This is a genomic window from Pseudovibrio sp. WM33, assembly GCF_001623165.1.
Lineage (GTDB): Bacteria > Pseudomonadota > Alphaproteobacteria > Rhizobiales > Stappiaceae > Pseudovibrio.
The window spans coordinates 25139-38269 of the sequence record NZ_LMCK01000006.1 but is presented as its reverse complement, the minus strand read 5'-3'; the positions used below and the strand labels follow the sequence as shown (position 1 = coordinate 38269).

Sequence of the window (13131 nt, the reverse complement as noted above, 5' to 3'; positions counted from 1 at the left end):
TTCTTCGTTAACTAGGCTGACATAACCTGTTGAATTGAAATAGGATTACTATCGTAATTCGCTATTTCATCATTCACCAGCTCGATCGCCTGATCCAGTTGTTCTTCTGTATGTTCTGAGGTGATGAAGAAGCGCAGACGAGCTGACTTTTCTGGAACCGCCGGATAGATAATTGGTAATACATTGAGCCCACGATCGAGCAGACGCGCAGCCAAAACAGTTGCCTTCAAAGAGTCGCCCATCATGATCGGGACTACCGCACAGCCTTGACTGACACCAGTATCAAGACCTGCTGTCTGAGCCTTCTCAAGGAAATATTGCCCGTTTGACTGTGCTGCCTGTACCCGGTGAGGCTCTGCTTCCATCAGACGGATGGCTTCACAAACCGCAGCTGCGATCGGTGGTGCAATGCCGACACTGAACACGAAACCGGAAGCTGTCAGCTTAAGGTAGTCAACCAAATCACTGCATCCAGCGATGTAGCCGCCGCATCCTGCCAATGTTTTGGAAAACGTGCCCATCCAGATATCGACATCTCTTGGGTCAACCTGAAAATGCTCGGCGAGGCCGCGGCCTTTCTCTCCGAGAATGCCGATGGAGTGCGCTTCATCGACCATGAGCCAGGCACCGTATTTCTTTTTAATCTCAATCAGACGCGGAAGATCAGGATAATCCCCGTCCATCGAGTAAACGCCTTCAACTACGATCAGTGTACGTGGATGTTTATGGGCGCGGAGCTCGAGAATGTTTTCCAGAGCCTCGAAATTGTTATGAGGGAAGGATTGGCGAACAGCACCGGAGAGCTTTGCTCCTGTGACGATGCTGTTGTGAATGTAGCTGTCATGAATGATCAGATCATCCGGCTGCATCAGCTGGCCAATGCTAGTGACGTTGGTTGCATGGCCACTGACAAACGCAACAGAACTTTCAACACCGTGCATCCGGGCAATGAGCTTTTCAAGCTCGGTATGGATTACACGCTCACCGGCAACAACCCGGCTGGCACTGGCTGAAATGCCATAGTGGTCGATGGCTGTTTTGGCTGCTTCCTGAACCTTCTCATGCCCATTCAATCCGAGATAGTCGTAGGAGGAGAAGTTAAGGTAGGTTTCTCCATCAATCAGCGTCGTTGCCCCTGCACGCGCGTCATGCGCACGGAAAAAAGGATTGTTGATCTGCAACAGATCAGCCGCTGCTTTCTGAAGGCGAATTTCCTTAAACCCCGGAAGGTCAGCAAACTTTGGTGCGATTGCTTTTTCAACTTGAGGTTTGGCAGCCGTCTGCTTTGGAAGTGCAGACTTTGAGCGCCTGACGGCGCTCAAAGCATTCAACCGGTCGTCTTTGCTTAGTTTTTTCTTGTCTGATTTGGCCATTAATTCAAAAGTCTTGCTGTTTTGTCCTGATGAGTATCTAGGATTTCGCGCACAGTTGATTTTTGAGCGTCATCCAGATCATCGGAAAGGTGTTGGCTGGCCAGAACGTTGTGAGAGCCATCCTCAGCAGAAGCCTCTCCACCTTCGCGTTTGCGAAGTTTTTGTAGGATCTGCGCAGCAAAGTCATCCAAACACGTTCCGCCTGAGATAGATACCAGCGGAATCTCCAGATTGAAGCGTTTCTGAATTCCCATTCTCAGTTCAAGCCCCATTAAGGAGTCCATTCCAAACTCCGCAAGTGGGCGTTGATGAGAAATGTCCTCTGCTGGTAGGCGCAGGATGCGGCCAATTTCACCGGCAAGAATATGAGCGACAATTTCTTTGGCCTCTGTATCCGACTTGCCCTCAATGAGAGACAGAATATCGGTCGCACCGTCGCTGTCTCCATCCGTATCGCTACGGCCAATGATTTCGCGGAAGAGCGGCTTGCTCAACAGTGATAAAGATTGATGTGCAGCTGCCCATGCAAAACGGCCAATATGAACCACGGCACCTGGCGCAGACCCGTCATCCTGTTCCATGGCAAGTTTGAGAATATCCAGACCTTCACGGGCCTTAATGGTTGCTTCACCCAGGTGCCTGGAAAGCTTGTCGGAAACCTCAGCATTTCTGGCAAGGAAGCCCACATCGCCGATCGCACCCCAGCCGACAGCAATTGCAGGTTTGCCAGCTTTGCGTCGGGCTCTTGCAAGTCCTTCGAGATATCCGTTGGCGGCGACGTAATGAGACTGGCCAGGGTTCCCGATCAGGGTGGTTGCAGAGGAGAACAGGATAAACTGGTCCAGCTCGTCCTGACGGGTCAGTTCATCCAGCAAGCTTGCACCTTGAATTTTTGGCTCCAGAACCTTGCGGAACCGTTTCTCGTCCAGCTGTTGAATAATGCCATCATCCAGAACCATTGCCGCATGGATAATGCTCTTGAGGGGCGCGGATTGGCGTAGTTCGCTGAGCAAGCCGTGAACTGCTTTTCTATCTGTGACATCGCAACTGACCGCAGAGACTGTTACGCCTTTTTCTGCCAGGGCTTCAAAAAGCTTTTCGTGTTGCTCGCTCACCTTTGCTGACCGGCTTGTTAGTGTAATGCGCCGTGCACCATTATCAGCCAACCAGCGGCAGATTTCCAAGCCAAAACCACCGAGACCACCAATCACCACATGATGACCGTCCTGAGCGAACTTGAGAGAGGTGCGTTCCTGCGGAACTTTAACTTCTTCAGGTTTTGGTGGGGTGATCAGGATCTTGCCAATGTGCCCAGACCGTTGCATAAGCCGGAAGGCATCCTGCACATTACGGCCTTCAAACACGCGGTGAGGCAATGGTGTGAATGTGCCGTCCTTGATCAGCTCAAAGACATCTTCAATGAGTTTACGTGCCAGATCACTATCATGCAGCAGGATCTGATCCAGATCGATACCGAAGTAAGAAACATTACGACGGAACGGACGCAAACCGATCTTGGTGTTTGCATAATAGTCTCGTTTGCCAAGCTCAAGGAAGCGGCCAAACGGGCGTACAATGTTGATGCTTGCTTCCATCGCTTCGCCAGCAAGGGAGTTCAAGACTGAATGTACGCCTTTTCCATCGGTGAGTTCCATGACTTTGTCTGGGAACTGCAAACTGCGGGAATCAAGAATGTGATCAGCGCCGAGCAGGCGGAGGATCTCTCGTTTTTCTTCAGACCCGGCGGTTGCAATGACTTTTGCGCCGATATGCTTTGCAATTTGCAGTGCAGCAAGGCCAACGCCACCTGCGCCCCCGTGGATAAGGACCCACTGATCTTCTTTGAGTTCACCAAGATGGATGAGCGAGTAATAAGCGGTCAGGAATGCAACTGGGTAAGTCGCAGCAGAGACAAGATCCTGACTTTGGTCAAGTTTCGCCACTGCAAACTTTGGACAGGTTACATAGGAAGAGTATCCACCAGACGTAAACGCAACCACTTTGTCACCAACTGCCAGATCACTGGCATTCTTGCCAACACGTGTAACAGTACCTGAAATTTCCAAGCCGAGATTTGGTCCACCATAGCCATCTTCAAGCGCTTCTTCTGGAAGCATGCCCAAAGTCCACATAACATCACGGAAGTTCAAACCAGTTGCGGCGACTTTAATCTCAACATGGTCCTCAGATGGCTCAATACGTTGCTGCCCACGCCAGTTTAAATGGTTGAGGGAACCCGCCTCTGAGAAGTTCAGCTCAACATTCTCTGCAGGTTTCCAGGTGGATTGGCCAAACCCGGATTTAACACGCGAAACCACTCGGCTCTTTTGCGGCTGATGGAGTTCATTCTCCATGTTCTGGTAGAAAACAGCCTCCAAAATGTCAGAGGCAACGCCTTGGGCGCCTTTGTCGATGCAAACATCAAGGGTAAGTGGTGTCAGTTCAGGAGCTTCATTGCCAAGAACACGTGCAAAAGTCCACGCGGCACTCTGGGCTGGTGCTTCTTGCTCAGCGTTATGACCGCTGCCGCCTGGAGCAACAAGTGCGAGTTGACCAGCTAAGCCCGGATAAGCCTTTACGAGGCCAACACAAGTTGCACAGCGCTTCATGACCTGGTCGACAGGTGCGTCACCTGCTTCCGTCAGACCATACAAGTGAATGATGGTCTTCAGCTCAGCATCAAGGAAGGCAGAACCTGCAAGAGCGGACTTCCAGCCATTGGCCTCATTCAGATCGAACTGCCCACTATCTGCATCCAGAAGTTTGATATTACAGGCTGCTAATCTCTCATCACTCTGTATAGCCTTCGCAATTTCCTGCTCCAGCTTTGAGTTACCTGCCAGAATGATCATGGCCTTGCTCTCAGGCAAATCGGCCGTTGGATCAAGCTGCTGACTTACGTCTACAGGTTTTGCAGTCGCATTCAGTAAAACAATTGATGCACCTTCTTTGAGTGCCTCAATTGCGATCGGAGCATTAAATGATGTTGAGGTAAACTGATCCAGCCAGTCATTGCTTGTTTTCAGCGGACCGACTGGATACTCGTCGGAGATTGAGCCGGCAAACCAGTCTTCAGACAGACCAAAAGCCACATCATGGAAAACATCTGAAAGTGGCTCGATCGCAAGGAACTGACCGCCTTCTGTCAGTGATTGTCCGAGCTTTTCGAAGAGGTTTGTCTCGCTCTGACATGCTTCGTGAAGAAGACCGGATGATACAATTACATCGAATGGCCCCTGTTCTAACGCGGCATCCCAAGTGTGGTTACTGTCCAGATTGCTCGTATCAAATACAGCGATGTTTGGCTCATCCAGAACACTGGCAGACAAACGCGCAGCGCTTTTGTGGTTACTGTCGGCGATCGAAACTTTTGTTACTTGGCTAGGGAGTATCTGCTGAATATCTTTTGCCAGATTCAGCCCTGAGCCGCTTAGATCCAGTACATGAAGCGGTGTGTCTGTGTCCCAGGTTGCAAGCGCGGTTCTGAGCCATTCAGAGATAGTCTGGCTGCGTGTTTGTGCTTCCGGGGAGGAGTACCAGTATTGCTCGAGCATCGCACTGGAATGCTCAAAATCATTGCCCTCAAAACTATCAAGGTCAAGGCTATCGAGAACGAATTTGCGTGTGGTTGCAAGAATGGTTGCAGCGGCGATGTCTTGCGGGCTTTCTTCCAGTACACTCTCAACCAGAAGATCGAAATCAGGAAGCTCAAAATCGCTATTCAATTCCAAGCGATTTACCCCGCATTCCGTGGCTGCCCCAGCTTCCTGAAGGATCGTCAAAAGAGTGACGAAATACCGGCGATGATTATTTGGTAAGTCCTCAACAGAAACAGTTTGTTCGCCATCCGCAAACTTTGAGATAATATCAAATGCTGTTCGTTGAGCTGCCGCATTGAGTAGCAAATACGCTTCACGCTCAGCTTCATCTTCAACAGTACGGAACTTTTCAGCAACGTAGTCTTCAATTGCCGGGAAGCTATGGTTGAGTTTAGCAACTGTGGTTGCGGGGTTCCGCTGCAGTTCTGCTTCGACGCGATAGATCAGGTCAGACGGGTTATCTTTACGACCCAGTTCGGTTGCACGGAAGCGGCCTCCGGAAATCGCAATAATGACGTTGTCATCTTCATCGAAAATCTGGAAGTCCGCCAAAATAGAGAGTTCAGAGGCACGCTTTACCTGAATTCGAACATAGGCTGGGGACGCGCCTGTTTGATATTGGCGAACCTTATCAAAGAAAATTGGAACATAGGCTTTTGGGCGACTGTTTTGGGATGTTGTCTCTCTGAATAGGGAGAGCAGGCCATGGAAACATCCATCAAGTTCAGCTGGATGAATGCCGAAGGATGAAACCTGCTCGTCATCTTCAAGTGCAGACAGGTGGACGATAAATGTACCCGCATCTACCTGAGAGACGTTTTGAGTGCGTTGGAAACGTGGCCCAAATTCAAGTCCGTATGTGAGCGCCGCTGCGTAAATATCCTCACCTGTATTGATGAGTTGGGCTGCTTCAAAGTTGAGTTGAATGTTTGGTGCAGGAGTTTCCAGTTTTGCAACTCTGCCTACGGCATGCAGCGTCCAATCATCCCCGCTCAGCCGCATACGGCTGGAAATTCTAACAGTCCCTGTTTCCTCAGAGATTTCGGTTTGAACTTCGGTCAGATATTCGTCGCTTAATACGAGTGCCTGCAAAATATCCATAGACCGCAGTTCTACTGCGTCACTTTCATAAAGAGCGGAACCGGCAGCAAGAGCCATTTCAACATAGCCTGCGCCGGGGAAAATCATTTGTCCGTTGATGACATGATCTTCTAGAAATGGAACCGTGAAGCGGTCCAGATGAGTGGTCCAGACGTTATAGGTGGCGTTTGGGCGCCAACCTAAAAGTGGATGATCTCCACCCCTGAAAATGCCCATATTAGCCTCACCGCTGTTTTCAAAGCGGAAGCTTTTATTTTGCCAGGGGAGTGGGAGCAGATTAACGGGTTCATCCGGGTTCTTGCCGAAGAGTTTATCCGTATCAACATTGATGCCTGCAACAAAAGCACGGGCGACGAGATTGATAATTGGGTCTGTTCCACCAAGTTGCTCGTTTGAAAGGCTGGAAAGTACAGATCCTTTACTGCCTTTTTCTGCAGCAACCTGGCGTAGATAACTTTGCAGAATCGGTTTTGGACCAATCTCGATAATCGTTTCAGTGCCAAGATCAAGAGCGGTCGCAACGGCCTTGGAGAACAATACTGGCTTGCGAAGGTTCCGCCACCAATAGTCCGTATTAAGGTCCTTGCCATCTGAGACTGCCCCAGAAACGGTTGAGATAAATGGCACCTGCGCCGACTTGGCAGTCACAGTCCCGACTGCATTACGGAAAGGGTGTTCAACGGGCTCAATAAGCTGGCTGTGGAATGGGTAATTCAGCGCGACTTTTCTGAAGGCGATATGGTTGGCGCGCGCAAACTTTGCAAACCCGTCCATGTCTTCTTTCGCGCCAGATAAACTGACAGATTTCGGACTGTTCTCCGCTGCAATTTCAAGGGAACCAAATCCGCTTTTGGAGATTAGTTGACGCGCCTCATCAGCAGGGAGGACGAGCGCTGCCATGGTTCCGTGGCCCGCGACGACTTCCTGTTCTGCAGACCGGTGATAGACCAGCGCTACAGCTGCGTCCAAAGTGAGGGCGCCTGCGACATGTGCTGCTGCAACTTCGCCGATACTGTGACCCAGAACCATGTCTGGTTTTAATGCATAGTCTTCAAGAGCCTGACAAAGAGCAACCTGAACCGCAAACAACAATGGTTGCGCGATGCTGGTCTTTTTCAGGTCATCTTCAAGTGTCTCACTGAACAGTTCGGTTTTTAGGGACCAGCCAGAAAGGTTTGTGAAGAACTCATCAACCTTCTCAAAAGCAATCTTGAAGGCCTGGTTGGCAGCATAGGCGTCGCGGCCCATGCCAGCCCACTGTGCTCCGTTACCAGAAAACGCAAAGGCGCACTTGCCTGGGTTTGTAGCTTTATTGGAGTAAATGACGTTTGCATTCTTCTGACCTGATGCAAAGTCAGACAAGGTAGTCTTAAGAGTCTCAACATCAGTACCAGAAAACACTGCTTTTTCCGGAAAAATCCGTTTGCGATGAAAGGCCGCCGCACAAACCTTCTGGTTGCTTTGCTCTGTCAGAAGCCCATCACGCGCATAACCACTTGCAAGCTCAACCAGTGCTTCCTTTGTCGGCGCTGATAAGAATAATGAGCTTACGGTTTTGGGCTGAGTGAGTTGCTCGACATTATCTGTCTTGATTTCCGGATCTTTGAGAATGACGTGCGCGTTCGTTCCGCCAAAGCCAAACGAGTTCACTCCGGCATATCTCGGGCTCTCACTACGTGGTAGCTCTACACCTTCGCTCGCGACATGTATGTTGAGCGCGTCGAAGTCGATGTCTGGGTTTGGTTCGTTAAAGTGGAGACTTGCCGGGAAATGATTGTTCTGAAGTGCCAGTACAGACTTTGCCAGTCCCACCAGCCCTGAAGCTGGTTCCAGGTGGCCTACATTGGTTTTAACTGAGCCGATCGGAAGCGGTGCGCGTCGCTTCTGCGCAATAGTGCGACCAATCGATCCCGCTTCTGCAGGATCTCCAACACGGGTCCCAGTGCCATGAGCTTCGACAAATGCAAGCTGATTAGGATCAATTCCATGTGCCTTGTAAACACGGTCGAGAAGATTTGCCTGCTCGACATCCGATGGAAGCGACATGCCCACGGTACGACCATCAGAGTTTACGTCAACTGCGACGATATCTGCGTGAGACCGTTGGCCTTTCCAGCGCGGTGCATCTTTTCTTTTGATGACAAGTGCAACGCCACCTTCTGAGCGTACATAGCCATTGCCACTCGCATCGAAAGCTTTGCATTGCCCATCAGGAGACAGCATAGTTGCCTGCGCGAAACCTACGAAAGGAAAAGGGCTGGCAAGCACGTTGACACCTGCGACAATGGCACAGTCAATTCTTCCAGAGTTCAACGCACGATAGGCTTCGTGGAGTGCAACTAGAGAAGACGAGCAAGCAGTATCGACAGTAAAACTTGGGCCTTTAAGGTCGAATATATAAGAGAGGCGGTTTGAAATAATAGAAAGCGTATTGCCAGTCATAAAGTGACCGGTTGCAACATTAGGATCGAACAGGCTTTCGTTAGCATAATCAAGCGCAGATGCCCCAACATAGACGCCTACATGATCACCAGCTATGGTATCTGGCGATATGCCTGCGTCCTCAATAGCTTCCCAAGTGAGCTGCAGCAAAATACGCTGCTGAGGATCCATTTGTTCTGCTTCTCGGGGCGAAATGCCAAAAGCTGTAGGATCAAAGTCCCACAAATTATCTAGGACACCTGCTTTAAAAGTATACGCTTTGCCGGGTTCTGAAATGCGCGGATGCAGATATCTAAAGTGTGACCAGCGATCAGCAGGGATTTCGGAGATGCTATTCCGCTTTGAACACAGCAGATTCCACAACTCTTCCTTGCTTGAAGCTCCAGGAACACGAACAGATAGGCCAACAATTTCCAACACGCAGCAAAACTCACTCAAATTAGGGAACAACATCCAGAAGTGTGATGTTTGTATCTAAACTTAAAGTTCCATATATAACTTAGAGAGGAATGTACTTTCAAAAAAAAATGCTTCAACAGATATTTTTGGAGGAGTTAATGTAAGAGTGAGAATTGTTACCTCTGTGTTGTCTTTTTGTAAATTGTCGTTGCTTGGATCTTTAGTGTCTTGGTTTCTTCGATGTAGTTTATTTGTACTTTATATTTACTATTCATTGAGCGTTTCAATGAAACGTCATAGGTTTAAGGTTGTGCCGTTTGTGTGTTATGTAGTTTGAGTTGTTAAAATTTTTGATTTTATTTAGATTTTTTGGAAGTATGTTCAAATTATTACACAAAAGATCTTTCATAAATATCTTCAATTTTCTTTGTTTCTTCATCTGTAAGCGCCGCGAATTCTTTTGCCTTGGCTCGGTGTGAGAGTTTTCCGTTATTTTGATTCAGGAATCGGAAGAGTAAGTCGGCAAGGCGAGTGGGCATGTCTACGACTTGGTTTAGTTCGCGTTGAAAGTGGTCATGGTTTTGTAAGAAGCGGGCTTCTTCCGGTAAGTCGTGTTCAACCGTACGTTTTACACAGGCGTAGAGGAATTCTGCGTGGGCGGTGGCGTCAAAGAATCGGTAGAAGTCGGCTGTTTCGTTTGTCACGGTCAGGTTGCCATGAGCCGTGGGTTGCCAGTCAATCTTGCCAAGAAGGCGGGAGGAATAGTCCTCCAGCACCTGTTTGTAAGTGTCGATTCGCTCCAGAATAACCGAAGATACCGGGAAGATGACGCCGGGTGGGTTAAAGCCGCGTTGTGCTAGTGCGTGGTGGATCAGGTAACGGTGCAACCTTCCGTTGCCATCCTCAAATGGGTGCACATAAACGAAACCAAAGGCGAGAACAGCAGCGGCGAGAACCGGGTCCAGATGCTTGGCGTAGTCCTGTGCAAAGTCGATCATGCCTTTCATCAGACTTCTCAAGTCTTCCGGTTTGGCACTGATATGGTCTGGCACTGGCATGCGGGTCTCGCGGTCATGCATACCAACGAAGCCACCTTCCTCTCGTAAGCCCATATGTACGAAGCGGTCATCACCGATCACAACGCGCTGCAGGCGGAGAAACTCTTCGATACTCAGGGGTGTTTTTCCGGCGTCAGCAATGGCACGGCCCCAACGCTGGATACGGTCATGGGCAGGGCGCTCGCCTTCAATGGCAAAGCTGGATTTGCTGTCCTTTAGAAGCAGGAAGGCTGCAGTGCGGGCGAGCAGATCTTTAGGGACGGATGCCGCCGCATCCATAGCTTTTTCTTGCAGTTTGGCCTGCTGAAAGCCCTCCAAATCTTTATTACGAAAGATGAGAGGGCAGAATTGAGGTGTGCCGGGCAGGTTGTTGCGTACGCGGTGACGTGGAGAAGGTACTGTGCTGCCGCCAAATTGCTTTGTTGTATCAAGTGCATCCACATATGCGCCAGTTTCGACATCTGGCAAGTCCAGCAGCTCACCCAAAAGCCATTCATAGAGAAACCAGATGCGTCTTGTATAACGGCCCGTCGGGCGAGATCTTACCAACTCCTCAACAGGTTCAGGCCCGCACGCAAGGAACAAGCGCTTTAATACCGCAAGGTCCAGCCCTTCGTTTTTCAAGGCAAAAGTGAGGTGACCTAGTAATGTTGGTTCTGGTGCATGACGAGGTGTGAAGATCCGCCAGCCGTCCTGCTCTATGATCTTGTGGCGATTGCCAATGGCGCATAGAGTGTGCGGGATCGGCACTCTCAAATCGTATGCATCAATAAGTGCTGAATAGCCCGCCGGAGTTGCGGGCACAGGAAGCCAGCTTTCGTGAAAAACTGTTACAGCCTGTGAAAAAGGTTTATTCATGCACTATCTCCGTGAAAAACTATCACGAAATATAGCGCAATAAGTAAGCTCTGTGAATACCTGTCATTTTTTAGCCTGAGCCCTGAAAAACCGACAGAGCTCATGAAAAAGCGTTATTTTAGGCCAGCTGTGCCATCAAACTTGCGCTCTAAACCAGACCAGCAATCCACATAATCGTCCTGTAGCGGAGCTTCTTTGCCTGCAAACTCAGTGAGTTGCTGCGGAAAGCGAGTTTCAAACATAAAACTCATGGTGTCTTTCAGCTTCACGGGGTCCCAGCTGTTGTGAGAGGCTTGCTCAAAAGCTTCGTGATCCGGGCCATGGGGTAGCATGCAATTGTGAAGGCTGATGCCTCCGGGCACAAAGCCATGTGGTTTAGCATCGTATTGCCCGTAAATATTGCCCATCAGCTCTGACATGATGTTCTTGTGGTACCAGGGCGGGCGAAAGGTGTCTTCCTGAGGCAGCCAGCGAGGTGGGAAAATCACGAAGTCGATGTTGGCCGTGCCTTCTTCTGCTGTGGGAGCTGTAAGGACGGTGAAGATTGATGGATCCGGGTGGTCAAAACTGATGGCACCTACAGGAGCGAAGTGGCGTAAGTCATATTTATAGGGGACGTAGTTGCCGTGCCATGCGACCACGTCCAGCGGTGAATGATCAATAGTCGTTCGGTGGAACTCGCCGCACCACTTTATAGTTACATGACATGGGCGTTCAATGTCTTCAAACTGCGCGACTGGTGTCTTGAAATCTCTTGGGTTTGCAAGGCAATTGGCGCCGATTGGCCCACGGTTGGGAAGGGTAAATTTGGCACCATAATTCTCGCAGATGAAACCTCTGGCTTGGCCGTCAGGCAAGCTCACTTTAAACACCACACCACGTGGTAAAATACAGATTTCAAGCGGTTCAAGATCAATCACACCAAACTCGGTTGCGATCTTTAATCGCCCGATCTGAGGCACAACCAGCAGTTCTCCATCGGCGCTGTAGAAGTACTCGTCCTCCATGTCCGAATTCGCGAGATAAACATGCGCGGCCATGCCCATTTGCAGGCCAACGTCTCCGGCTGTCGTCATGGTGCGGATGCCGTCAATGAAAGTGAGATTTTGGTCCTCAGGGAAAGGTGCTGGATCCCACCGGTACTGGCCGAGTGAAACAACATCCGGGACTTTGTTGGGCGCGGTCATCCAGTAAGGATGATTGATTTTCTGCAACCGGCCCAAGTGCTTAACCGATGGGCGAATGCGGTAGAGCCAGGATCGTTCGAGCGTTGTGTGAGGAGCTGTGAAGGGAGAGCCAGACAGCTGTTCAGCATACAATCCGTATTCAACGCGCTGGGGGGAGTTACGTCCTTGAGGTAGTGCGCCTTTTAGGGCCTCGGTCTCAAAATCATTTCCGAACCCAACCATATATCCTGGCTGAGTTCCGTAGCGACTGTCATGGGTGGATGCTGTGTTTTGATCTGTCGGATCTTCCATGTTTCACTCCAAAACGTCACCAACGAGTTTTAAAGAGGGCTGCGCCGCAGTATCTCTGGACCTGGGTTGGGTGGAGGCATCAGACCATAGAACCGGATCGGCGCAATCAACGCGATCTGAGGGAGGTAATTCATCTCCTGAAAACTACGTGACGATAATGGCAGGGCCATGAGCCTTTACTGATTTACCTGCTAACAATCCTGACCCATCAAACTGCGGCACCCATGATCCGTGGATTGGCTAAATCCTCAGTGGCAGTAGGGTGATAGCCAGCAACCGGGCAGCTTGTCTGATGGAGCTGACAGCAGGATGTCATTCACCTCGTAAGGGGCAGGTGCGCCTTTTATCGCCTGCTTGTATGCAAAGGGTGTGGCTCCTGCAACTGGATCGGCTTCGGCTTTTTGGAGATCAGGGTTTCCCGGTTGTTTCAGATAAAGGAGGCGATGCTTCCGTTTAGGTCCGTTTTCAGGTTGAGTTGGGCGCGTAAAAACGTTGGTGAGTGGGGGCTTGCCATCGTGGTTGTCAGCCTGAAGACGGGCCTTCCACCTCTCAAAGCTTTCAGGCAGTGGCAGTATACTTTGCCAAGGTAAATTGCCGTGGCTCATGTGAAAATAGCGATGTTTCAGGCCTGTCTATATTCAATCTCCTTTTCATCATTACTGAGCTGATCGTCAGCCCAAAAGGCTGCAATCAGAGCATCTTATTTTAGGTGCGGATGGTGTTTGTACAGCAAAATAAAAAGTTGAAACCTTTCTAATTATGTCTAGGTTAAGTTGCTAATATCATCAAGAATACGAGTCATATTCTGTGGCTGATTAGCCGA

At 49.9% G+C, this 13131-nt stretch carries 4 protein-coding genes; all 4 read right to left on the bottom strand.

The genetic code is table 11. The features are described from left to right. Positions 1 to 11: 11 nt before the first annotated feature. Positions 12 to 1373: an aminotransferase class I/II-fold pyridoxal phosphate-dependent enzyme gene (locus PsWM33_RS01350; RefSeq protein ID WP_063298962.1), complete on the bottom strand. Its 1362-nt coding sequence runs from the start codon at positions 1371 to 1373 to the stop codon at positions 12 to 14. Then, entirely contained in the window at positions 1373 to 8968 is a 7596-nt protein-coding gene (locus PsWM33_RS01345; protein ID WP_244276638.1) for a type I polyketide synthase, read from the bottom strand. The genes PsWM33_RS01350 and PsWM33_RS01345 overlap by 1 nt, the downstream gene beginning before the upstream one ends. A gap of 335 nt (positions 8969 to 9303) precedes the next feature. Beyond that, positions 9304 to 10830 carry a Fic family protein gene (locus PsWM33_RS01340; protein ID WP_063298961.1) on the bottom strand — a complete coding sequence of 509 codons (1527 nt, stop codon included), beginning with the start codon at positions 10828 to 10830 and terminating at the stop codon, positions 9304 to 9306. A 113-nt stretch (positions 10831 to 10943) separates the two neighbouring features. After that, positions 10944 to 12308 (bottom strand): homogentisate 1,2-dioxygenase, encoded by a 1365-nt coding sequence (hmgA, locus tag PsWM33_RS01335; RefSeq protein ID WP_063298960.1) that lies wholly within the window; start codon positions 12306 to 12308, stop codon positions 10944 to 10946. Positions 12309 to 13131: the final 823 nt, after the last annotated feature.